The organism is Cupriavidus gilardii (genome assembly GCF_017598945.1).
GTDB lineage: Bacteria > Pseudomonadota > Gammaproteobacteria > Burkholderiales > Burkholderiaceae > Cupriavidus > Cupriavidus gilardii_E.
Window position 1 is genome coordinate 1 of sequence record NZ_JAGFTW010000009.1, and the last position, 22,339, is coordinate 22,339.

Here is a 22,339-nt window from a genome sequence, read left to right on the forward strand (position 1 = left end):
GCTCGAACTCGCGCAGGATGCGCCAGACGCCGGCGCGCGAGCCGTATTCGTAGATGCTCTCCATGCTCATGTGGCGGTCCGGATAGGCCGCCGCGCCGACGATCTCGGAGAGGAACTGCTCGGAGGCTGCGTCGCCGTGCAGCACGCAGTTCTCGCCGCCTTCCTCGTAATTGAGCACGAACTGCAGCGCAACGCGCGCGCCGCCCGGCCATTGGGCGTGAGGCGGCTGGCTGCCGTAACCGATCAGATCGCGTGGATAGTTATGGTTTGTCATCAGGGTCACTCGGGTTGTCAAAACAGGCCGCACGGCATCGACCCGGCCCGCGCCGCCGCCGCGGCAGCAACCGAAGCAGCGGCGCGGGCAATCGCACGGCTGGCCTCATTCCGTGCCGTGGGTATTGGCGGCCGCGTTGCGCATCGCTTCGTCGGCCGACTGGATGCCGTTGTAGAACAGGTTCAGCGCCACCGCGACCACGGTGCCCAGCACGATGCCGCTGTGCGTGATCGCATGGGTCCAGCTCGGCAGGTTCTGGAAGAACGTTGGCGACAGCGTCGGGATCATGCCGAAGCCGATCGAGATCGCGACGATGAACAGGTTGTGGCGATTGCGGTTGAAGTCGCACGAGCCCAGGATGCGGATGCCGGTTGCTGCCACCATGCCGAACATCACGATGCCGGCGCCGCCCAGCACGAACTGCGGCACCGAGGCCACCACGTGCGCCATCTTGGGGAACAGGCCGAAGGCGATCAGGATCAGGCCGCCCGCCGCAGCGACATAGCGCGAACGCACACCGGTCACGGTGACCAGGCCGACGTTCTGCGAGAAGGAGGTGTAGGGGAAGGTATTGAACACGCCGCCGATCACCGTGCCCAGGCCGTCGGCGCGCAAGCCGCGCGTCAGGTCGGCGTTGGACAGCCGCTTGCCGGTGATGTCCGCCAGTGCAAGGAACATGCCGGTCGATTCGACCAGTGTGATCACCATCACGATGCACATCGACAGGATCGCCGAGAAGTGGAAGGTCGGCATGCCGAAATGCAGCGGCGTGATGACGGCCACGTAGCTGGCCTCGTGCAGGCCCTCGAACGACACCTTGCCCATCGCCATCGCGATCAGCGTGCCGGCGATGATGCCCAGCAGCACCGCGCAGTTCGATACCAGGCCGCGGCCAAACTTCGTCAGCAGCAGGATGATGACCAGTACCAATGCCGCGATGCCGAGATTGGTCAGGTCGCCATAGGCGAGGTTGGGCACCTCCTTGGCCACGCCGTCGATCACCGTGCGCGTGGTCGGCTGGCCGCCGGCGGCCCAGTTGATGCCGACCCGCATCAGCGATACGCCGATCAGCGTGATCACCGTGCCGGTCACCACGGGCGGGAACAGGCCCAGCATGCGGCCCATCATCGGCGCAATCAGGATGCCGAACAGGCCTGACGCAATCACCGCGCCATAGATGCCGAGCAGGCCGATATTGGGATCGGAGCCGATCGCGATCATCGGCGCCACCGAGGCGAAGGTCACGCCCATCATCACCGGCAGCCGGATGCCGAACTTCCAGAAGCCGAACGCCTGGATCAGCGTGGCGATGCCGGCGGCGAACAGGTCGGCGTTGATCAGGAAGGCCAGCTGGTCCTTCGGCAGCTTCAGTGCGCCGCCGACGATCAGCGGCACCGCCACGGTGCCCGCGTACATCACCAGTACATGCTGCAGCCCGAGCGCGAGCAGCCGCCCGGAGGGCAGGCGCTCGTTGGTCAGGTCCGTGGGGACCGTGGTGCTTGCGCTTGTCATTGTGTTTGTCTCCTCTCCGATGGTTGGACGTTTGCTTGGCCTCCGCATGCCTTCTGGTGCGTGCGGCCCGATCGTCGGGAACGATTCAGGCCTGGGCCCGCTGCCGGCACCTGCGAGGGTGCGCGTGGCTGGGCGGGCTGCGAAAGCTGGGCGGGAGCGCCGGCAGGGTGGAACAGCGTGCTAGGTGGAGCGTCCCAGCACGCTGCGAAGATCGAAGCTGCCCGGGTCGTCGGGCTGTACGCGGTCGGCGCAGGCGCCGAGATGGTGCGCCATGCGCGATTGCGCCAGGGCGGCATCGCCCTGTTCCAGCGCATCGAGAATGGCCTCGTGTTCGTCGAAGGAGCAGGCGTTGTTGCCCGGCGCCTCGACGCTGGCGATCATCAGCGTGGTGCGCGACACCAGGCGACGCATCATCGTGACCAGCAGCGCGTTGCCCGACAGCTCGGCAAGCGCGGTATGGAATTCGGCCGACAGGCGGATCCACTTGGGCCGCTCGTTGTTCAGGAAGGCCTGCCGTTCCTGCTGGACCATCTGGCGCACCGGCGCGATCACGCTGCGGACATTGCGCTGCGCGGCCAGCTTCTCGAGCACGGCGCGCTCCAGCATCTGGCGCAGCTCGAACATGTCGTGCGCCTCGTCGGTGGAAGGGCTGGCGATGAAGGCGCCGCGATTGGGTTCGAGGTCCACCATGCCGTCGGCGGCCAGCCGCGCCAGCACCTTGCGCACGGTGTGGCGCGCGGTGGCATAGATCTCGCAAAGCGAATGCTCGGTCAGCTTGGTGCGCGGCGGCAGCCGATGCTCCATGATCGCGTCGTAGATCTCGTGATACATGCGCTCTTCGACCGAGCCCTTGCGCGGCTTCGTTTCGTTGGGCGCGGCGCCGTCATCGGCACCGGCAATCAGCTTGAGAGTCTTGGACATCGTGGCACCCGCTGGTGGACGGTTCGGCCGCGCATCGTGCAATGGCGCCGATCCAAAAATTGTTGACAATTATTTGGTTGTGCATTCAATATTGTCAACAAAACCGAACCAGGTTTTCGACAACTACGGGTAATCCCGCAGTTGTCATCCGGATTGGTGCAGCGCATTGTCGCCATGCACCAGTTCTGCGCCGGGATGCGTTGAAAAGACGTACCGAGCGGGCACCATACCCACAAATGGTGCTAGTGAAGGCAGCGGCGCCTCTCACCACCCACGTGCTAAGGAACCAGACCATGGGACGCTTGACCACCCACGTTCTCGACACCGCCGGAGGCATTCCCGGCCAAGGCCTGTCGATTACCCTTTCCAAAATTGTTGACAATCGCCGCGAAACGCTGAAGACCGTTGTGACCAATCACGACGGCCGTTGCGATCAGCCGCTGCTCGAAGGCGCCGACTTTGCCGTCGGCGTGTACGAGCTCGAATTCGCCGCCGGCGATTATTTCCGCGCGCGCGGCGTGAAGTTGCCCGAGCCGGCCTTTCTCGACGTGGTGACGCTGCGTTTCGGCATTGCCGATACCAGCGCGCATTACCACGTGCCGCTGCTGGTGTCGCCGTGGTCGTACTCGACCTACCGCGGCAGCTGATTCACGCAGCGAGGGAAACAGGAGACAAGAGATGGAAGGCTATATTCTCGACTGGGCCAATCTGCTGCTGCGCTGGGCCCACGTGATCACCGCGATCGCGTGGATCGGCTCGTCGTTCTACTTCGTCTGGCTGGACAACAGCCTGCAAAAGCCGGTCGATCCCGACCTGGTGGACAAGGGTGTGGGCGGCGAACTGTGGGCCGTGCACGGCGGCGGCTTCTACAACCCGCAGAAATACCTGACAGCCCCGAAGAAATTGCCCGAGAACCTGCACTGGTTCTATTGGGAATCGTATTCGACCTGGATGACGGGCTTTGCGCTGCTGGTGGTGCTGTACCTGTTCAACGCCAGCACGTTCCTGATCGACAAGAACGTCTACGACATGTCGCCCGGTGCGGCGGTCGGATTGGCGATCGCCTATCTGGCGGTGGGCTGGGTCGTCTACGACTGCATCTGCCGCGTATTCGGCAAGAGCGATCGCACCGTCGGCATCCTGGTGGCGCTGTACGTGGTGCTGGCCGCGTACGTGGCCTGCCACCTGTTCTCGGGCCGTGCGGCGTTCCTGCTGACCGGCGCGATGATCGCCACCATCATGAGCGCCAACGTGCTGGTGTGGATCATCCCGGGCCAGCGCAAGACCGTCGCCGCGATGCGCGAAGGCAAGCCGGTCGATCCGATCCACGGCAAGAACGCCAAGCAGCGCAGCGTGCATAACACCTACTTCACGCTGCCGGTGCTGTTCGCGATGCTGTCGAACCACTACAGCATGACCTACGCGCACAAGCACAACTGGGTCGTGCTGGTGCTGATCATGCTGGCCGGCGTGCTGATCCGCCAGTTCTTCATCCTCAAGCACAAGGGCAAGATCAATATCGCGTGGCCGGCCGCCGGCGTCGCCGCGCTCGGCGTGGTCGCCGTGATGATCGCCCCGCAGCCGCGTCAGCCGGTGGCCGCGCAACCGGACGGCGCCACCGCGACCAAGGTCAGCTTCACCAAGGTGCAGGAGATCATGAACGCGCGCTGCGTGCAGTGCCATGCCGAAGCGCCGAAGATGATGCCGACCGCGGCCAAGGGCATCAAGCTCGAGACGCCGGACGAGATCAAGGCGCACGCCCAGCTGATCTATCAGCAGGCCGTGCAGCAGAAGGCGATGCCGCTGGGCAACGTCACGCAGATCACGGACGACGAGCGCGCGCTGCTGGGCCAGTGGTTCGAGGCCGGCGCCAACACGACGCAATAACCCACCGATCGGTGATCGACGGTCCGGTGGCCGCGCAGTCGGCGACCGCAGTACCGGACCGGCGAGGGTTTGAACGGGGCGAAAGCCCCGTTTTTTTATCGGTCGGTGCTATTGAGTGCGTCTGATTGAGGCGCTTTAGCGCGCGATATCCAACAACGCCACCACGCCCAAACCGACGAACACCGCCGCCGCAATGCGGTGCACCAGCCGGATCGGCAGCCGGTGCGCGAAGCGTTCTCCCAGCAGCACCGCGGGCACATTGGCCAGCATCATGCCGATGGTGGTGCCGGCGACCACGGCGAGGATATCGGTGCTGAAGCGCGCGGCGAGGGCGACGGTGGCGATCTGGGTCTTGTCGCCCATCTCGGCGAAGAAGAACACCACGACGGTGGCGCACAGCACGCCGAACGCACCCTTGACCGCCTTGGGCTTCTCGGTCTCGTCGAGCTTGTCGGGGATCAGCATCCAGGCGCCCATCGCGATGAAGCCCAGGCCGAGGATCCAGCGCAGCAAGGCCGGGCCGACCATTTGCGTGATCCAGCCGCCGAGGGCGCCCGCGAGGCCATGATTGACCAGCGTCGCGATCAGGATGCCGAGGATGATGGGGATGGGCTTGCGGTAGCGCGCAGCGAGGATCAGCGACAGCAGTTGCGTCTTGTCGCCCATTTCCGCGAGGGCGACGATACCGGTGGAGACAAGCAGGGATTCCATTCGTTGTTATCGGAGCAGCGGGCCGGACGCATCGCGAGATGCCAATGACGTGCGTTTTCCCCGGCCCAGCCGGAAAACGACGTCATCGGTCTCGCCAGGCCCTGGAACAGGCATTGCACCGTTCCGAAGCTGCGTACGCCATAACCGCAAGCGGTCAAGTCTGTTGACGTACGCCCCTGTCGCACAACGCTGTGTCGCGCGGCAGGGCGGCTACTCCCCAATGGGAAGCGCGATTATAGCCACTGTGCGAGGGGCTCGTCCATACCGGTGCCGGACTCCCGCCGCACCGGGTCTCCGGAGCTCACGCCGGCACCGGCGACGGCGCGGTGGTGCGGCGGCCGCGAAAATCCGTCCAGCACAGCGCCTGGAAGTCGTACAGCTTGCAGCGTCGCGCGGTATCGAAATACCAGCGCCACGAGAAGTTCTGCACCACGATGCGGCCGGGCAGCGCCTGCTCCAGCAGCGCCTGCGCGCGCTTGAGCCGATACAGCGGCACGCTCATGTCGACGTGGTGGGCGGTGTGTTCCATGATGTGGTGGAGCAGCGTGCCGACGCCATGGCGAAAGCGCAGATGGACCGTGGTCGAGACGAAGGGCTGGGCGCGCGCCCACATCGCCTTGCTGGCGTACCAGGCCACGCTTTCGTGCGTATGGTGGACGTACAGCACGAAGCCGACGGTCGCGTTCCAGACCAGGAAGGGGACGACGAAGCCGGCGATCACGAGCAGCGCCACCGACTGGCTCGACGCGAGCGCAAATCCGGCCAAGGCGCCGATCCATAGCGCCGCGAAGGCGGCCACCAGCACGCAATCGGCCAGAAAGATCGGCCGCCGCGTCGCCATCTGCCGCCTGCTGGGAAAGAACAGTTTCAGCCACCAGATCTCGATCAGGTAGTACAGCCCGGCGCCCAGGCCATTGCGATACAGCCGTTCAAGCGCCCGACGCCACCACGGCAGCGCGGCGTATTCCTCGATCGAGTACGGCGCCCAGACGAAATCGAAGCCCTTCAGGTTGGTATAGCCGTGATGGACGACGTTATGGCCGACTTCCCACAGGCTGTACGGCGTCAGCGACGGCAAAAAGGCGATCCGGCCCAGCCATTTGTTCAGCCGTCGCCGCGGCGTCAGGCTCTGGTGGCAGGCATCGTGCCCGAGGATGAACAGGCGGGCGATCAGCACGCCCGCCAGCACACCGAGCGCCAGCTTGGCGAGCCAGTGCGAAGCGATGACGAGCGTGGCGAGGGCGGCAAGGAACAGCGTCGCGTCGAGGGCGAACAACAGCAGCGCGCGCGGCGTGCTGCGTGCCGACAGCGGGATCAGCCAGCTGCGGATGATCTTGCGCGGCGGCAGCGGGGCGTCGGGCGACAGCGGCTCGGGTGGAAGGCTCGGTGGAAGGTCAGATGGAAGGGCATCGGCGGGTGCAGCGGGTGTGGTCATATTGGCATCGGCATTGTCGAATGGCGCGGGCCAGCGTAATGCAGATCGATGACAACCGCCTTGACCGGGGTCAAGCCGCAGCGCCGTACCGCTCGCATAGCCGGTACGGCGCCGTTCGCGCAGGGCGGGGCGTCTTAGACGCCTAAACGCCGGCCCGCTCGCCCATCACGTAGACGCTGTCGATCACCCGATCGTCGCCGAGCATCGCGAACGCAAACAGCTGTTCCTCCAGCGTTTCCGAGCGCGCGCTGCGGCGGCCCAGCAGCGGCGTGGCCTCGGGATCGAGCACGATGAAGTCGGCCTCGTTGCCTGCCGCGAAGCTGCCGATGCGGTCGCCCCATCCGAGCGCATCGGCCGGCGCGCGCGTGGCCAGGTAGAACATCCGCAGCGCGGTCAGGTGATAGCCGCCCATCCGCGCCACCTTGTGGGCGGCATTCATCGTGCGCAGCATCGAGAACGAGGTGCCGCCGCCGACGTCGGTGGCCAGCGTCAAGTTGAGCCGATGCGCGTCCGACTGGTGGAAGTCGTAGAGACCGCTGCCGAGGAACAGGTTCGAGGTCGGGCAGTGCGCGACCGCCGCGCCGGTATCGGCGAGCCGGCGGCGATCGTCGTCGTCCAGGTGGATCGCATGGCCGTAGAACGCGCCCGGCCGCAGCAGGCCGTATCGATCGTAGACGTCCAGATAGCTGCGCGCCTGCGGGAACAGCTCGGCGGCCCATTTGACCTCGTCGCGGTTTTCCGCCACGTGGGTCTGGATCAGCGCATCGGGGTAGGCGCGCGCCAGCTCGCCGCAGGCAGCCAGCTGCGCCTCGGTCGAGGTCGGCGCGAAGCGCGGCGTGATCGCATACGCGAGCCGGCCCTTGCCGTGCCAGCGCGACAGCAGGTCTGCCGATTCGCGCGCGCCGGACTCGGCGGTGTCGCGCAGGAAGTCCGGGCAGTGGCGGTCCATCAGCACCTTGCCGGTCGCCAGCCGCAGATTGCGGCGATGGCTCTCGGCAAACAGCGCGTCGGCGGAGGTCGCATGCACGGTGCTCCAGACCAGCGCGCTGGTGGTGCCGTTGCGCAGCAGCTCGTCGGCGAAGAAGCTCGCCACCGCGGCCGCGTACCGGGGCTCGGCGAAGCGGCGTTCCTCGGGGAAGGTATAGGTGTCCAGCCAATGCAGCAGGCCCGGCGACGGCGACGCGATCATGTCGGTCTGCGGGTAGTGCACGTGCGTATCGATAAAGCCCGGCACGATCAGCTTGCCGCGATGGTCGATCACCTCGGTGCCCGGGGCGATCGTCGGCGCCAGCTCGGCATAGGGGCCGGCCGCGGCGATGCGGCCGTCGGCGACCAGCAGCACACCGTCTTCCCAATACTGATACGCGTCATCATGGAATTGCGGGTCGCGCTGGAAATGCAGCACGCGGCCACGGATGGCGCGAAGGGTACCGGTCGGGGAAGGGAAGGCGGTGGTCTGGTTCATGGTCATGGGGTGGGGGAAGGCCGGCGCGAGGCGCCGGCCGATGTTGCGCCGGTCAGGGCCGCAACGGCATCAAGCCGTCGCCGCGCGTGCCGGCTCCGGGGGACTGGCCGATTGCCAGAAGCGGTCGACTTCGGTCAGGTATTCGGCCTTCAGCGCCGGCCGCAGGAAGCTCGCCTCGAAACTGTTGCGTGCCAGCCGGTGCGCGTCCGCGGCGTCGAGCGGCAGCGCGTCGAAGGTCGCTTCCCAATTGGCGTTCATGTAGCCGCCGAAATAGGCCGGATCGTCCGAATGGATCGTTACCGCGACGCCGGCGTCGAGCAGCTTCTTGAGCGAATGGTCGCGCAGGTCCGGATAGACCTTGAGCTTCTGGTTCGACAGCGGGCAGACCGTCAGCGCGATGCGTTCGCGCGCCAGGCGCTCGACCAGCGCCGGATCGTCGATCGCCCGCACGCCGTGGTCGATCCGCTCGACCTGCAGGATGTCGAGCGCGTCGCGGACATAGTCGGCCGGGCCTTCCTCGCCGGCATGGGCCACGCGATGCAGGCCCAGTTCCTTCGCCCGCGCGAACACCCGCGCAAACTTCTCGGGCGGGTTGCCGCGCTCGGACGAATCGAGGCCGACGCCGACGAAGCGGTCGCGATAGGGCAGCGCGGCTTCCAGCGTGGCGAACGCGTCTTCCTCCGACAGGTGCCGCAGGAAGCAGAGGATCATGCTGCTGGAGAAGTCGTACTGCGTGCGTGCCTGCGCCAGCGCGTCGGCGATGCCGTCGATCACGATCTCGATATCGACGCCGCGGGCGGTATGCGTCTGCGGATCGAAGAAGATTTCCGCGTGGCGCACGTTGTCGGCGACCGCGCGCTCGACGTACGCCATCGTCATGTCGAAGAAGTCTTCCTCGGTCAGCAGCACGCTGGCGCCGGCATAGTAGATGTCGAGGAAGGACTGCAGGTCGGTGAACGCATAGGCGGCGCGCAGCGCCTCGACGCTGGGGTAGGGCAGCTTGACCTTGTTGCGCTGCGCGAGCCGGAAGATCAGCTCGGGCTCGAGCGTCCCTTCGATGTGCACATGCAATTCGGCCTTGGGAGTGCGGCGGATGCGGTCCGCGAGCGCGGCGTCGAGCGTCATGGGGAATCCTTTTTTGCTATGCCGGCCTGCTGTTCGGGTTCGTCGAGTCCGAGCAGACGGCCGGCGCGGTTACCGGTGGGCGAGGCGGTCGCTCTCGCCCGGTTGCCCGCCGTCCCGCTGCGTTGCCGGTGCGTCGGAGCGCAGCGCCGCCAGGCGCTGATCGCGCACTTGCAGCAGCTGGGCGACGATGGCAACTGCAATCATAGCCGGAGCCTTGTCGGTGATGCCCGCGACGCCGATCGGGCAGGTCATCCGCGCAAAGCGCGCCGGGTCGATGCCATGCTCGACCATCCGGTGTTCGAAGCGGGCGCGCTTGGTCTTCGAGCCGATCAGCCCGAAGTAGGCAAAGTCGGTGCGCCGCAGGATCCGTTCGCACAGCGCCTGGTCCAGCGCGTGGCTATGCGTCATGACCAGGAAGTAGCTGCCGGGCGGTGCGTGGTCGACCACCGCCTCGGCCGTGTCGGTGGCCTCGGCCACCACGTTCGCGGGCAGACCGCCCGGAAACAGCGTATCGCGCTCGTCGACCCAATGGACCGTGCACGGCAGCGTGCCGAGCACCTTGACGAGAGCGTGGCCGACATGGCCGGCGCCGAACAGCACCACGTGCATCTCGTCCGGGGCCAGCAGGTCGGTCCAGCTGCCGTCCTCGTGCAGCGTGACGGCGGGCAGCGTCGGCAACGGCGTGCGATCGACGGCATGGCGGACCGGGCCGCTGGCCGGCACCGTGCGCGTCACGGTGCGGCGCGCGGCGAAGGCGGCCTCGATCGCGTCCAGCCATTCGAGATCGGCCGGGCCCAGCCGCTCGAAGCCAAGCTGCACCACGCCGCCGCAGCATTGGCCGAGCGCGGGCCCGAGCGGGATCCGCACGATGCGGCGGGTGGCTTCCAGCGCAAGCGACGACACCTCGCCACCCGCGGCCGCATCGAGCATCTCGCGCGCGATCGCCATGCCGCGCCATTCCAGATGCCCGCCGCCGATGGTGCCGATCAGGTCGTTGCCGGTCACCAGCATGCGGATGCCGGGCTCGCGCGGCGCGGAGCCCTTGACCTCGACGATGGTGACCATGGTCACCGGCACGCCGGCGCGCACCAGTGCGGTGGCATCGGCAAAGCGGAAGGGCTTGAGCGGGGCGTCCTGCATGATCGCGTCCGGTGATGTCGAGCGGCGCCGGTCAGGCGGTCGCGGTCGCCTGACGCACGGCATCGGCCGCGTTCAGGATCGCTTCGCTGGTCGCCGGCGCGTGCAGCGGCGGATTGATCCGATAGCCGCCGAGGCTGGCAATGGCATCGCGGATCGCGAAGAACACCGAGAACGGCAGCAGCAGCGGCGGCTCGCCGACCGCCTTGGAGCGGTGGATGCTGTCCTCGGCGTTGCGGTTCTCGAACAGCCGCACGTTGAACACTTCCGGGCAGTCGTTGACGGTCGGGATCTTGTAGGTCGACGGCGCATGCGTCATCAGCTTGCCGTCCTTGTTCCACCACAGCTCCTCGGTGGTCAGCCAGCCCATGCCCTGGATGAAGCCGCCTTCGACCTGGCCGATATCGATCGCCGGGTTCAGCGAGCGGCCGACGTCGTGCAGCGCGTCGGCACGCAGCAGGCGGAATTCGCCGGTCAGCGTGTCGACCACCACTTCCGAGCAGGCCGCGCCGTACGCGTAGTAGTAGAACGGCCGGCCCTGCAGCTTGCTCTGATCCCAATGCAGCTTGGGCGTGGCATAGAAGCCGTCGGACCACAGCTGCACGCGGGCGACGTAGGCCTGGCGTGCCAGTTCGGCAAAGCCCAGGCGCATTTCGCCTGCCACCACCAGATCGTCGCCGAAGCGCACCGTCGACGGATCGACGCCGGCCTGGCGCGCGGCGAAGGCGGCCAGCCGCTCGCGGATCTGGCGCGCCGCGTCCTGCGCGGCCTTGCCGTTCAGGTCGGTGCCGGTCGAGGCGGCGGTTGCCGAGGTGTTGGCCACCTTGCTGGTATCGGTCGCGGTCACGCGCACGCGTTCGAGCCGGATGCCGAGCTCGTGTGCGACCACCATCGCCACCTTGGTGTTCAGACCCTGACCCATCTCGGTGCCGCCGTGATTGACCAGCACCGAACCGTCGTTATAGACGTGCACCAGCGCGCCGGCCTGGTTGAAGTGCGCGACGTTGAACGAGATGCCGAACTTGACCGGCGTGATCGCGATGCCCTTCTTCAGCACCGGGCTGTTGGCGTTGAACGCGCGCGTGGCCTCGCGGCGGGCGCGGTAGTCGCTGCTGGCCTCGAGCTGGTCCAGCAATTCATGAATGACGTTGTCCTCGACGGTCTGGCCGTAGGGCGTCACGTTGCGCTCGGTCTTGCCGTACAGGTTGTCGCGGCGCACATCCAGCGCGTCGCGGCCGACGGTGCGGGCGATATTGTCGAGGATGTACTCCATCGCGAACGCGCCCTGCGGCCCGCCGAAGCCGCGGAACGCGGTATTGCTCTGCGTATTGGTCTTGCCGCAGTAGCCGTCGATCTGCACGTGCGGCAGCCAGTAGGCGTTGTCGAAATGGCAGATCGCGCGGGTCATCACCGGGCCCGACAGGTCCGCTGAAAAGCCGGCGCGCGACACCATCTCGACTGCGACCGCGTCGATGCGGCCCTGGTCGTCGTGGCCGACCTCGTAGTCGAACACGAAGTCGTGGCGCTTGCCGGTGATCATCATGTCGTCGTCGCGGTCCGGACGCAGCTTGACCGGGCACATCAGCTTCCACGCGGCCAGCGCCGCGCAGCAGGCGAACAGCGCCGACTGCGATTCCTTGCCGCCGAAGCCGCCGCCCATGCGGCGGCATTCGACCAGCACCTGGTGCACCTGCCAGCCCAGCACATGCGCGACCGCGTGCTGCATCTCGGTCGGATGCTGGGTCGAACACCACACGTGCATGCCGTCGTTTTCCTTCGGCGCCGCGTAGGCGATCTGGCCTTCCAGATAGAACTGCTCCTGACCGCCAAGGCGGATATGGCCCTTGTCGCGATGCGTTGCCGTGCCCAGATGCTGGCGCGGTTCGCCGCGCACCAGATGCATCGGCGGCAGGACGTAGCTGCCCGCCTCGTGCGCGGCCTCCGGCGACAGGATCGGCGGCAGGTCCTCGTAATCGATCGCGGCCAGCCGCGCGGCGCGGCGCGCGGCATCGTGCGACGAGGCCACCACGATAAAGATCGGCTGGCCGACGAACTGCACCGTGTCGCTCGCCAGGATCGGATCGTCGTGGATGATCGGGCCGCAGTCGTTGGTGCCCGGAATGTCCTTGGCCGTCAGCACCGCGACCACGCCCGGCGCGGCGCGCACCTTGTCCAGCGCGATCGAGCGGATGCGGGCATGGGCGCGGGCGCTCATGCCCAGCGCGGCGTGCAGCGTGCCGGCCAGTTCGGGGATGTCGTCGGTATAGGTCGCCGTGCCTGCCACATGCAGATGCGCGGACTCGTGCGGGCGCGACACGCCGATCTGCGGCGGCGCCTCGGCGGCAATATGCGCGGCGAGGTCGCCGCTGTTGAAGTCCGCCGTCACGGGACCACCGCCATTGCCGACACCGGTGTCGAGCAGGAAGGCCTCGGTTTGCTTGTTCATGCCGATCGCTCCTCTTCTTAAACGGTGACCGTGGTTGCGGAGGCGGGAACGCTGCCCGCGCCGATCGCCCGTACGTTGACGGCCGCGGCCGGCAGCGCACCGTCGCGCGTCTCCAGCCAGAAGCGGTACAGCAGGTTGGCGGCGCCGCGGGCGCGGTACTCGGCGGTGGCGCGCATATCGGTCAGCGGCGTGTAGTCCTGCGACAGCGCGGCCATCGCCGTCTTGACGGTGGCTTCGTCCCAGCGCTGGCCGAGCAGCGCGGCCTCGGCCAGGGCGGCGCGCCTAGGTGTGGCCGCCATGCCGCCGAAGGCGATGCGGGCCTGCCGCACCACGCCGTCGGCGACGGTGATGCCGAAGGCGGCGCAGACCGCGGAGATGTCCTCGTCAAACCGTTTGGACAGCTTGTAGGTACGGAAGTGCTGAGGCCCGGACACCGGCACGCGCAGCGCCGCGACGAATTCGCCCTCGGCCATCGCGGTCTTCTGATAGGCCAGATACAGGTCCTCGAGCGGCAGCGTGCGGCGCGCATCGCGATGCTGCAGCACGACCTCGGCGCCGAGCGCGATCAGCGCCGGCATCGAGTCGCCGATCGGCGAACCGTTGGCGATATTGCCGCCCAGCGTGCCGGCATTGCGGATCGGCAGCGAGGCGAAACGCTTCCAAAGTTCTTCGAGTTCGGGATGGGCTTGGTTCAGCGCGGCGTAGGCGCGTTCCAGCGAGACCGCAGCGCCGATCTCGATGACGCCATCGCGCTCGACGATCTGCTGCAGGTCCTCGACCTGGCCCACATAGAGCAGGTTACCGAGCTCGCGGAATTGCTTGGTGACCCACAGCCCCACGTCGGTGCTGCCGGCCAGGATGCGCGCCGCGGGCTCGGCCGCCTTCAGCGCGGCGAAGGCCGACGCGGTGCGCGGTGCATGGAACCAGGCGCCAGACGGATCGCGATAGTGGAAGGTATCCTCGCGCATCAGCGTGCGCAGCGCGGTGGCGATCGCCTTGGGCTCGAGCCGGCTGGCCTGCGGGGCGGGCAGCGACATCATGCGCTGGCCGGCCTCGATGATCGGCCGGTAGCCGGTGCAGCGGCACAGATTACCGGTCAGCGCGTCGCAGATGGTCTGGCGGTCCGGCGCCGGTCCGCCCGGCTGGTGCTGCTGGTACAGCGCCCACAGCGACATCACGAAGCCCGGCGTGCAGAAGCCGCATTGCGAGCCGTGGCATTCGACCATGGCCTCCTGTACCGGATGGAGCGAGCCATCGGCCTGACGCAGGTCCTCGACCGTGATCAGCGCCTTGCCGTCGAGCGTGGGGAGAAACTGGATGCAGGAGTTGACGGCCTTGAAGCTCAGTTCGCCATCGGGCTGCAGTTCGCCGATCACCACGGTGCAGGCGCCGCAGTCGCCCTCGGCGCAGCCTTCCTTGGTGCCGGTGCAGCGCGCGTCTTCGCGCAGGTATTGCAGCACGGTGCGCGTGATCGGGGCATCGGTGACCTGCTGAACCTGGCCGCGATGGTAGAAGCGGATGGGTTGTGTCTCCATGGTCGTTTTATCTCCTTGCGATGGGGACAAACATAGCACTCGCGCCGAGTAGCAATATTCGGCCCAGGTGATATGCCCCATCATGGCGTGCACGCCGCCCGCGGCACCGCCGCCGCGGCTTCCCGCTGCGCCGCAACGGAAGGATTCGGCCGCTTTGCGCGGGCTTTCCGCGGGTTTGCGCCGAATTGACCGCTGCCAGGGTGGCTGGCATACACTATGCGCCGATCCTTATCCCCACGCCACTGGCCGCAGGTTTATCAGGCCGGACGAATTCACCATGCACGGACGCGACCATCTGGACACCTATCTGCTTCGGGTATTGCATACCCTGCTGACCGAGCAGAGCGTCACGCGCACCGCGGTGCGGATGGGGCAATCGCAGCCGGCCATCAGCAATACGCTCAAGCGGCTGCGGGAGATCACCGGCGACGCGATTCTGGTGCGCGGCAAGAGCGGCATGGTGCCCACCGAGCGCGGCCGCGAGCTGCTGGAACTGGCCGAGCAGAGCCTGGCGGCGATGGACCGCATCGCGCGGCCGCCGCAGCAGTTCGATCCGGCCACCACCGATCGCACCTTCCATCTGGGCGCCCCGGATTATCTGGATGCGTTCTTCCTGCCCAATATCGTCGAGCGGGTGCGCCGGCTGGCGCCGGGCGCGAAGCTGTTTGTCCATCCGCTGACCAGCGCCACCGATTTTCTGGAGGAGCTGGAGCAGGGCAAGCTCGATATCGTGATCGGCAACTGGCTGTCGCCGCCCGAACATCTGCATATCTCGCCGCTGTTCGAGGACGAGGTGGTCTGCATGCTGGGCGCGCAGCATCCGCTGGCGCGCAAGGGGCTGTCGCTGAAGCACTACCTGGAGATGCCGCATCTGGCGCCGGCGCCGTATGCGTCCATGCAGCGCAGCATGATCGACCAGGCGCTGGCGGAGCAGGGCTACAAGCGCCGCATCCAGGTCACGCTGCCGTATTTCGGGCTGGTGCCCTATGTGCTGATGAAGACCGACATGGTGTTCACCACCGGCCGGCAGTTCGCCGCGCACTATGCGCAGTACTTGCCGATCCGGATGGTGCCGGCGCCGGTGTCGTTTCCGCGCATGCGCTTTTATCAGCTGTGGCACGAGCGCTGTCACGCGGCGCCCGACGTGCTGTGGCTGCGCCGGATGATCGCCGAGGTCGCGGCCGACCTGCCGCTGTTGCCGCGGCTAGAGATGGCCGCGGAGCCCTGAGCGGCGGCGAAGCGGCCGCAGGGACGAGGCTCCCGTTCAGCGATCGGGGGGCCGCGAAGTCGGGAGCCTGCGAGGTCAGGAGCCGGTCTTGTAGCTGGGGAAGAACAACTGTTCGCCGTCGACCTTGTAGCTGGCGATGGCGTCCTGGCCGGCCTTCGACGTGATCCACTCGATCAGCTTGCGCGCATCGGCGTAATTGATGCCGGGATGCCTGGCCGGGTTGACCGCGATGATGCCGTAGGGATTGAACATCTTCGGATCGCCCTGCACTGCGATGGCCAGGCCCGTCCTCGCGCGATAGGCGCCATAGGTGGCGCGATCGGACAGCGTGTAGCCCGGCATCTGCGCCGCCATCGTCAGCACCTCCCCCATGCCGAGCCCGGCGTTGACGTACCACGCCTGGCCCTTGGGCTCGATGCCGGCGACCTTCCAGTACGACTTCTCCATCACGTCGGTGCCGGAATTGTCGCCGCGCGAGATGAACTTGACGCCGCTGGCGGCAATCTTGCGGAAGCTGGCGATCACGTCCTTGCTGCCCGCGATGTTGGCCGGGTCCGCGGACGGGCCAACGACGATGAAGTCGTTGTACATCACGTCGCGCCGGTCGACGCCGTGGCCGGCCGCGACGAAGGCGTCTTCCATCTTGCGGGCGTGCACCAGCAGTACGTCGACGTCGCCCATCTCGCCCATCTTCATCGCCTTGCCCGATCCGACCGCGATCACCTTGACCGTGACGCCGCTGTCGCGTTCGAAGCGCGGCAACAGGTGTTTGAGCAGGCCGGAGTTTTCGGTGCTGGTGGTGGTCGCCAGCTTCAGTTCGCCGGCCAAGGCGGCGCCGCCGCCGAGCAGCGAAGCCGCGGACAGCAGGGCGGCGGCGAGCAGGCGCGGCAGCGCGCGGGATGGGCGACCCAGCGCGGGAAACGCGGGAAAAGGCCAATGCGGCATGTCGGAATTCCTCTTGTTATGTCTATCTGAACATAATTGCGTGCGCCCATCTGCTTCGGTGACATTGCGCAACATCCGGTGCTTCCGCTAATCTGCGCAAGCTTGTACCGGGGCTATGATTGTCCCGGCACTCCAAGAAGAAAGTAAATAAGAACAGCGGAACATATGACATTCCATTTCGAGCTATTCCCGGTGGTATCGACGGACGACAATCCGCGCGCCAACGGCAAGGTGTTCCTGCTGCTGCAGGCCGTGCGCGAGACCGGCTCGCTGCATCGCGCCGCCGCCAAGGTCGGGCTGTCGTACCGGCATGCCTGGGGCGTGATGCGCGACTGGGAGGCGCTGCTGGGCCGCACCATGCTCGATATGGAACGCGGCCGCGGCGCCTCGCTGACCCGTTTCGGCGAACGTCTGCTGCGGGCCGAGAGCAAGCTGCGCGAGACCGTGGACCCGGCGGTACGCAAGGCGCTGATCGAGTTCGCCGCGGAACTGGACGACGCCTCGCGGCCGCAGACGCGCATCCATTTCTCGGGCAGCCACGACCCCGCGATGGAAGTGCTGGCTGCGGCCTTGGGCGAGCAGCCGGAGGGCCTGCAGCTCGACACCGTCTTCTGCGGCAGCGTCGAGGGCCTGATCTGCCTGCACGAGCGGCAGGCGGAACTGGCCGGCTTCTATGTCGCGCCGATCCAGACCGCCGGATCGGTCGCGCACGTGACGCTGCGCAAATGGCTGCGCCCGTCCTCGGTGCGGCTGATCCCCGTGGCCTCGCGCGAGCAGGGGCTGATCGTCGCGCCGTCGCGGGCGCGCGAGATCCGCGAGCTGCGCGATCTGGTGCGCACGCAGGCGCGCTTCGTCAACCGGCAGCGCAGTTCGGGCACGCGGCTGCTGTTCGACCAGCTGCTCGCGGCGCAGGGCCTGTATGCCGATCAGGTGGTCGGCTACGAGGAGCCGGAGTTCAGCAACGAGAAGGTCGCCGAGGCGGTGCATGCCGGCCGCGCCGAGGTCGGCTTCGGCCTGCGCGTCAATGCCGAGGCCCATGGATTGGCGTTCGTGCCGCTGACGCGCGAGGTCTACTACCTGGCGCTGCGCAAGGCCGACCAGTTCGCGCCGTGGGTCCACGCGCTGCTGGCGCTGCTGGCCGACCCGGCGATCGGCGCCCGCATCACCGCGCTGCCGGGCTATGCGCTGGCCGAGCAGCGCGGCGTGCTGGCGCCGGAGCAGGTCCTGCCCTGGTATGGGGCGGACGGGCGGGAGTAGGGAGGGAATAGGCGGGCTCCAGTTTTTCTCCCCTCTCCCGCTCGGCGGGAGAGGGGCCGGGGGAGAGGGATCGGGCGACGGCTATACCAGGCAGTTGGGTCTTGCCACCGCCCTTGCCCTCTCCCCCAGCCCCTCTCCCACAAGTGGGAGAGGGGAGCAGCACGGTGGAGGCTGGCGGAAGCCGCCCCGGACAGGCCCGAATCCCACCCGTATTACACTGCGCCCATGGCCGGCGCCGCCGGCCCCGACTCTGACTCTGCGAGGGCGTCCCGATGCTGGAAACCGCCGCGCTGGCCGCGGGCATGTCCTGGGCCAGCGGCTTTCGTCTCTATCTGGCCGTGCTGGCCGCCGGCGTGCTGGCCCGCATGGGCTGGCTCGATCTGCCGGCCGGGCTGCAGCCGCTGGCATCGAACTGGGTGATCGGCGTGGCAGCGGTGCTGGCGCTGGCCGAATTCATCGCCGACAAGGTCCCGGGCTTCGATTCGCTGTGGGACGGCTTCCATACCTTCGTGCGCATTCCGGCCGGCGCGATCCTGGCCGCCGCGGCGTTCGGCAATCTCGATCCGCAGTGGATGGTGATCGCCGGCCTGATCGGCGGCACGCTGGCGGGAACCGCGCATGCCGCCAAGGCCGGTACCCGCGCCCTGATCAATGTGTCGCCGGAACCCTTTTCGAATTGGGCGGCCTCATTCACCGAGGATGTGGCCGCCAGCGGCAGTCTGCTGCTGGCGTTCTTCCTGCCGGTGGTGTTCTTCGTGCTGCTGGCGATCAGCCTGCTGCTGGCGCTGTGGCTGCTGCCCAAGCTGTGGCGCGGCGTGCGCAAGCTGCATGGCACGCTGACCCGCAAGGGCGGCCCGCCCGCGGCGTACTGACCGGTATTGGCGCGACCGGCGCACCGGGCCGCGCGCCCCGCGCACCTCGTGCACCAAACCTCGCACCGAACCGCGCCTTGAACCGCGCCTTGAACCGCGCATTGAACCGACCCCGGACCACGACAACATGCCGACCGATACCGCTGCGGATTCCGCCGCCCCTGCGCTAGTGCCCCCCGTCGCCGTGCCCCGTGCCGGGGCCCGTTTCTCGCCGTGGGCGCAGGCGTGGCGGATGGCGCGGCGCGACTGGCGGGCCGGCGAGCTGACGCTGCTGCTGTTCGCGCTGGTGCTGGCGGTGGCGGCGCTGGCCAGCGTCGGCTTTCTGTCCGACCGGATGCGGCAAGGCCTGGAGCGCGACGCGCGCCAGCTGATCGGCGCCGACGTGTTGCTGGTGGCCGACCAGCCCTTCGATCCTGCCTTCGCGGCGCAGGCGGCCGCCCAGGGGCTGAAGGTCGCACAGACCGTCACCTTCCCGAGCATGGCCACCGTGGCCCGGCCGGGCGGCGAGGCCAACGGTGCCGCCGCTCCCGGTACGAACGGTGCCGAGCGTGCCGATCCAGGCAACGCCGGGCAGGCCGGCACCGCCTCGGCCGATGCCGATGCGCCGGCCAGCCAGCTGGCCGCGCTGAAGGCGGTCAGCCCCGGCTACCCGCTGCGCGGCACGCTGAAGACGGCCACCGCCCCTGGCGCAGCGGGGCAGCCGGCCGGCGGCATTCCGGCACCGGGCACCGTATGGGTGGACGAAGCGCTGCTGGGCGGGCTCGGCGTGAAGGTCGGCGACACGCTGCGGCTGGGCAGCCGCAACTTCCGCATCGAGCGGATCATCACGCAGGAACTGGACCGTGGCGGCGGCTTCATGAACTTCGCGCCGCGGGTGATGCTGCCGCTGTCCGATCTGGAGGCCACCGGCCTGATCGGCTGGGGCAGCCGGGTCAGCTACCGGCTGCTGGTGGCGGGACCGGAAGCCGCGGGCGTCGCCTATCGCCAGTGGGCGCAGGCCGAGATCGAACGGCGCGGCCTGCGCAATACCCGCGTCGAGTCGCTGGACTCGGGCCAGCCGCAGATGCGCGCCACGCTCGATCGGGCCGAGCGCTTCCTGTCGCTGGTCGCGGTGCTGTCGTCGATGATCGCCGCGGTGGCGATCGCGATGTCGGCGCGCCGCTATATGCAGCGCCATACCGACGCCTGTGCGATCTACAAGTGCCTCGGGCTGTCGCGCCGAGAGATCCTGCTGGCCTTCGGCCTCGAATTCCTGCTGGTCGGCGTGCTGGGCGCCGCGCTGGGTGTCGCGCTCGGCTATCTGGGCCACTACGGCCTGCTGCTGTCGCTGGGCAACCTGCTGACGGTGTCGCTGCCGCAGCCGTCCGCGCTGCCGGCGGTGATCGGGCTGCTGTCCGGGCTGGTGCTGCTGATCGGCTTTGCGTTGCCGCCGCTGCTGGCGCTGACGCGGGTCGCCCCGCTGCGGGTGCTGCGCCGCGATGTCGGCATGCCGCCGATTTCGGTGTGGATCGCCTATGCGCTGGGCCTGGGCGCCTTTGTCTCGCTGCTGCTGGTGGCGGCGCGCGATCTGAAGCTCGGCCTGCTGACCGCGGGCGGCTTCGCCGGCGCCGGCGTGGTGTTCGGGCTGCTGGCGCTGGGCTTGCTGACGCTGCTGGCGCGGCTCGTGCGCGGCCGTCTGGTCGGTGGCCGGTCGGCCGGGCGTGCGGTCGGCTGGCGCTTCGCGCTGGCGGTGCTGGAGCGCCGCCGCGCGGTCACGGTGCTGCAGACGGTGGCGTTGGCGGTGGGCCTGATGGCGCTGCTGCTGCTCGGCATGACGCGCAACGATCTGATCGATTCGTGGCGCAATGCCACCCCGGCCGATGCGCCCAACCGCTTCATCATCAACATCCAGCCGGACCAGCGCGAGCCGCTGCGGCAGATGCTGGCGCGCGACGGCATCGACGATCTGCTCTATCCGATGGTGCGCGGACGGCTGACGCATATCGGCGGGGAGCCGGTGCAGGCCTCGCACTTCGAGGAGGGCCGCGCGCGCAATCTGGTCGAGCGCGAATTCAACCTGTCCTATACCGATGCGCTGCCCGAGGGCAATCGCGTGGTGGCCGGCCGCTGGTTCGACGGCAAGCGGCCGGAGGCGTCGATGGAGGAGGGCATCGCCAAGACGCTGGGCGTGAAGCTGGGCGATACGCTGCGCTTCGACGTCGCGGGCCAGCAGATCGAGGCCCCGGTGACCTCGCTGCGCAAGCTCGACTGGAGCTCGATGCGCGTCAATTTCTTCGTGATCCTGCCGCCGTCGATGATGCAGGGGCTGCCGGAGACGTACATCACCGCCTTTCATCTGAAGCCGGAACAGGCGTCGCTGGGCAACGCGCTGAGCGCGCGCTTTCCCAACATCACGATCGTCAATACCGAGCTGATCCTGCGGCAGGTGCAGGGCGTGCTGGATCAGGTCATCGCCGCGGTGCAGTTCCTGTTCGCCTTCACGCTGGCCGCCGGGGTCACCGTGCTCTATGCCGCGCTGGCCGGCGCGCGCGACGAGCGCCGCCGCGACGCGGGGCTGCTCAAGGCGCTGGGCGCCTCGGCTGCGACCATCAAGCAGACCCAGTACGCGGAATTCCTGGTGGTCGGTGGATTGGCCGGGCTGCTGGCCAGCATCGGTGCGATCGCGGTCGGCTGGGCGCTGTCGCGCTTCGTGTTCGACTTCTCCTATGTGCTGAATCCGTGGATCGTGCCGGTCGGCGTGGTTTCTGGCATGCTGTGCGCTTTTGCCGGCGGCTGGCTGGGCCTGTGCGACGTGCTGCGCCAGCCGGCGCTCGCCACGCTGCGCGAGGCTTGAGAAGGCGGCCGAGCAGCAGCGCCGCCCGCGCGGCGGCGCCGTCGCCGGCAATCCGATTCCGTTGATCCGAACCGCAATGTCCGACGTATCCCGGCAGCATGCCGACACCCCTCCCGTTGCCGACCCGCAAGCCGCCGACCAGGCAAACGACAAGGCAACCGGCCAGGCAACCGACCAGGCCGCCAACGACGCGCCGCAGCCCACCGCCTTCGAACTGATCGGCGGCGAGGCGCGCGTGCGCGAGCTGGTCGACCGCTTCTACGACCTGATGGATCTGGAGCCCGAGTTCGCCGGCCTGCGCGCGCTGCATCCGCCGTCGATGGACGGCTCGCGCGACAAGCTGTTCTGGTTCCTGTGCGGCTGGCTCGGCGGTCCCAACCATTTCATCGAACGCTTCGGCCATCCGCGGCTGCGCGCCCGCCATCTGCCGTTCGAGATCGGCATCAGCGAGCGCGACCAGTGGATGCGCTGCATGGCGATGGCGATGCAGGACGTCGGCCTGTCCGAGGACCTGCAGATGCGGCTGCTGCAGGCGCTGTTCCAGACGGCCGACTGGATGCGCAACGTGGCGCGGTGAGGCGTCGCCATAGCGACCACTGACGCGCTCGCGCGAGCCGTGCTCCCTCTCCCGCTTGCGGGAGAGGGTAGGGGAGAGGGCAAGCGGCGGTGGCTATACCACCGCCAATTCAAAACCACCTCCCTCTCCCCAGCCCTCTCCCCCTGAGGGGGAGAGGGAGTGCGCCACCGCGAGCGTTG

The 22,339-nt window shown here is 67.9% G+C and carries 17 protein-coding genes, 1 pseudogene and 1 riboswitch; of the genes and pseudogenes, 7 read left to right on the forward strand and 11 right to left on the reverse strand.

Going from position 1 to position 22,339, the window contains the following annotated elements; genetic code table 11:
* The 3 genes and pseudogenes from J5T34_RS04350 to J5T34_RS04360 form a co-directional block, all read right to left on the reverse strand.
* Nucleotides 1-274 (reverse strand): annotated as a pseudogene (locus tag J5T34_RS04350) (allantoinase); the annotation flags it as partial.
* A 105-nt stretch (nucleotides 275-379) separates the two neighbouring features.
* Entirely contained in the window at nucleotides 380-1,786 is a 1,407-nt protein-coding gene (locus J5T34_RS04355; RefSeq protein ID WP_208578777.1) for a nucleobase:cation symporter-2 family protein, read from the reverse strand.
* A 180-nt stretch (nucleotides 1,787-1,966) separates the two neighbouring features.
* Nucleotides 1,967-2,707, reverse strand: a complete 741-nt coding sequence (locus tag J5T34_RS04360; RefSeq protein WP_208578778.1) for a GntR family transcriptional regulator — start codon at nucleotides 2,705-2,707, stop codon at nucleotides 1,967-1,969.
* A 293-nt stretch (nucleotides 2,708-3,000) separates the two neighbouring features.
* Between J5T34_RS04360 and uraH the strand changes: the two genes are divergently transcribed.
* Together uraH and J5T34_RS04370 are read left to right on the forward strand one after the other, a co-directional pair.
* Nucleotides 3,001-3,354 (forward strand): hydroxyisourate hydrolase, encoded by a 354-nt coding sequence (uraH, locus tag J5T34_RS04365; protein WP_208578824.1) that lies wholly within the window; start codon nucleotides 3,001-3,003, stop codon nucleotides 3,352-3,354.
* A gap of 31 nt (nucleotides 3,355-3,385) precedes the next feature.
* Nucleotides 3,386-4,594 carry a urate hydroxylase PuuD gene (locus tag J5T34_RS04370; RefSeq protein ID WP_208578779.1) on the forward strand — a complete coding sequence of 403 codons (1,209 nt, stop codon included), beginning with the start codon at nucleotides 3,386-3,388 and terminating at the stop codon, nucleotides 4,592-4,594.
* Between the two features lie 135 nt (nucleotides 4,595-4,729).
* On the opposite strand, the gene J5T34_RS04375 is transcribed toward J5T34_RS04370, so the two are convergent.
* The 7 genes from J5T34_RS04375 to xdhA all read right to left on the reverse strand — a co-directional run bounded on the left by J5T34_RS04375 (nucleotide 4,730) and on the right by xdhA (nucleotide 14,448).
* A complete protein-coding gene (locus tag J5T34_RS04375) occupies nucleotides 4,730-5,305 on the reverse strand; it encodes a TMEM165/GDT1 family protein (protein ID WP_208578780.1) in 576 nt (191 codons plus the stop codon).
* Nucleotides 5,306-5,386: 81 nt separating this feature from the next.
* A riboswitch (yybP-ykoY riboswitch) is annotated at nucleotides 5,387-5,536 on the reverse strand.
* A 70-nt stretch (nucleotides 5,537-5,606) separates the two neighbouring features.
* Entirely contained in the window at nucleotides 5,607-6,740 is a 1,134-nt protein-coding gene (locus tag J5T34_RS04380; protein WP_208578781.1) for a fatty acid desaturase, read from the reverse strand.
* Nucleotides 6,741-6,882: 142 nt separating this feature from the next.
* Nucleotides 6,883-8,205, reverse strand: coding sequence for a guanine deaminase (gene guaD, locus J5T34_RS04385; protein WP_208578782.1), 1,323 nt, complete (start codon nucleotides 8,203-8,205; stop codon nucleotides 6,883-6,885).
* Nucleotides 8,206-8,274: 69 nt separating this feature from the next.
* Entirely contained in the window at nucleotides 8,275-9,330 is a 1,056-nt protein-coding gene (locus J5T34_RS04390) for an adenosine deaminase (protein WP_208578783.1), read from the reverse strand.
* Nucleotides 9,331-9,399: 69 nt separating this feature from the next.
* Nucleotides 9,400-10,470, reverse strand: a complete 1,071-nt coding sequence (gene xdhC / locus J5T34_RS04395; RefSeq protein ID WP_208578784.1) for a xanthine dehydrogenase accessory protein XdhC — start codon at nucleotides 10,468-10,470, stop codon at nucleotides 9,400-9,402.
* 31 nt (nucleotides 10,471-10,501) lie between these two features.
* A complete protein-coding gene (xdhB, locus tag J5T34_RS04400; protein WP_208578785.1) occupies nucleotides 10,502-12,913 on the reverse strand; it encodes a xanthine dehydrogenase molybdopterin binding subunit in 2,412 nt (803 codons plus the stop codon).
* 17 nt (nucleotides 12,914-12,930) lie between these two features.
* Nucleotides 12,931-14,448, reverse strand: a complete 1,518-nt coding sequence (gene xdhA, locus J5T34_RS04405; RefSeq protein ID WP_208578786.1) for a xanthine dehydrogenase small subunit — start codon at nucleotides 14,446-14,448, stop codon at nucleotides 12,931-12,933.
* A gap of 277 nt (nucleotides 14,449-14,725) precedes the next feature.
* Here xdhA and J5T34_RS04410 point away from each other — a divergent pair, with 277 nt between their 5' ends.
* Entirely contained in the window at nucleotides 14,726-15,676 is a 951-nt protein-coding gene (locus J5T34_RS04410; RefSeq protein WP_174108128.1) for a LysR substrate-binding domain-containing protein, read from the forward strand.
* A 75-nt stretch (nucleotides 15,677-15,751) separates the two neighbouring features.
* Here the strand turns inward: J5T34_RS04410 and J5T34_RS04415 are convergent, their stop codons facing one another.
* Nucleotides 15,752-16,621, reverse strand: a complete 870-nt coding sequence (locus tag J5T34_RS04415) for a substrate-binding domain-containing protein (RefSeq protein ID WP_208578787.1) — start codon at nucleotides 16,619-16,621, stop codon at nucleotides 15,752-15,754.
* A gap of 165 nt (nucleotides 16,622-16,786) precedes the next feature.
* On the opposite strand from J5T34_RS04415, the gene J5T34_RS04420 reads away from it, so the two are divergent.
* The 4 genes from J5T34_RS04420 (at nucleotide 16,787) to J5T34_RS04435 (ending at nucleotide 22,160) form a co-directional block, all read left to right on the forward strand.
* Entirely contained in the window at nucleotides 16,787-17,878 is a 1,092-nt protein-coding gene (locus J5T34_RS04420; protein WP_208578788.1) for a substrate-binding domain-containing protein, read from the forward strand.
* A gap of 272 nt (nucleotides 17,879-18,150) precedes the next feature.
* Nucleotides 18,151-18,750 carry a DUF4126 domain-containing protein gene (locus J5T34_RS04425; RefSeq protein ID WP_208578789.1) on the forward strand — a complete coding sequence of 200 codons (600 nt, stop codon included), beginning with the start codon at nucleotides 18,151-18,153 and terminating at the stop codon, nucleotides 18,748-18,750.
* 127 nt (nucleotides 18,751-18,877) lie between these two features.
* A complete protein-coding gene (locus J5T34_RS04430) occupies nucleotides 18,878-21,583 on the forward strand; it encodes an ABC transporter permease (RefSeq protein ID WP_208578790.1) in 2,706 nt (901 codons plus the stop codon).
* 76 nt (nucleotides 21,584-21,659) lie between these two features.
* A complete protein-coding gene (locus tag J5T34_RS04435) occupies nucleotides 21,660-22,160 on the forward strand; it encodes a group II truncated hemoglobin (protein WP_244258699.1) in 501 nt (166 codons plus the stop codon).
* The last annotated feature ends 179 nt before the right edge of the window (nucleotides 22,161-22,339 follow it).

Bases quoted from the DNA above. Each gene is read 5' to 3' on its own strand.
- J5T34_RS04355 (WP_208578777.1), bottom strand. From the start codon at position 1,786: ATGACAAGCGCAAGCACCACGGTCCCCACGGACCTGACCAACGAGCGC.
- J5T34_RS04360 (WP_208578778.1), bottom strand. From the start codon at position 2,707: ATGTCCAAGACTCTCAAGCTGATTGCCGGTGCCGATGACGGCGCCGCG.
- uraH (WP_208578824.1), top strand. From the start codon at position 3,001: ATGGGACGCTTGACCACCCACGTTCTCGACACCGCCGGAGGCATTCCC.
- J5T34_RS04370 (WP_208578779.1), top strand. From the start codon at position 3,386: ATGGAAGGCTATATTCTCGACTGGGCCAATCTGCTGCTGCGCTGGGCC.
- J5T34_RS04375 (WP_208578780.1), bottom strand. From the start codon at position 5,305: ATGGAATCCCTGCTTGTCTCCACCGGTATCGTCGCCCTCGCGGAAATG.
- J5T34_RS04380 (WP_208578781.1), bottom strand. From the start codon at position 6,740: ATGACCACACCCGCTGCACCCGCCGATGCCCTTCCATCTGACCTTCCA.
- guaD (WP_208578782.1), bottom strand. From the start codon at position 8,205: ATGAACCAGACCACCGCCTTCCCTTCCCCGACCGGTACCCTTCGCGCC.
- J5T34_RS04390 (WP_208578783.1), bottom strand. From the start codon at position 9,330: ATGACGCTCGACGCCGCGCTCGCGGACCGCATCCGCCGCACTCCCAAG.
- xdhC (WP_208578784.1), bottom strand. From the start codon at position 10,470: ATGCAGGACGCCCCGCTCAAGCCCTTCCGCTTTGCCGATGCCACCGCA.
- xdhB (WP_208578785.1), bottom strand. From the start codon at position 12,913: ATGAACAAGCAAACCGAGGCCTTCCTGCTCGACACCGGTGTCGGCAAT.
- xdhA (WP_208578786.1), bottom strand. From the start codon at position 14,448: ATGGAGACACAACCCATCCGCTTCTACCATCGCGGCCAGGTTCAGCAG.
- J5T34_RS04410 (WP_174108128.1), top strand. From the start codon at position 14,726: ATGCACGGACGCGACCATCTGGACACCTATCTGCTTCGGGTATTGCAT.
- J5T34_RS04415 (WP_208578787.1), bottom strand. From the start codon at position 16,621: ATGCCGCATTGGCCTTTTCCCGCGTTTCCCGCGCTGGGTCGCCCATCC.
- J5T34_RS04420 (WP_208578788.1), top strand. From the start codon at position 16,787: ATGACATTCCATTTCGAGCTATTCCCGGTGGTATCGACGGACGACAAT.
- J5T34_RS04425 (WP_208578789.1), top strand. From the start codon at position 18,151: ATGCTGGAAACCGCCGCGCTGGCCGCGGGCATGTCCTGGGCCAGCGGC.
- J5T34_RS04430 (WP_208578790.1), top strand. From the start codon at position 18,878: ATGCCGACCGATACCGCTGCGGATTCCGCCGCCCCTGCGCTAGTGCCC.
- J5T34_RS04435 (WP_244258699.1), top strand. From the start codon at position 21,660: ATGTCCGACGTATCCCGGCAGCATGCCGACACCCCTCCCGTTGCCGAC.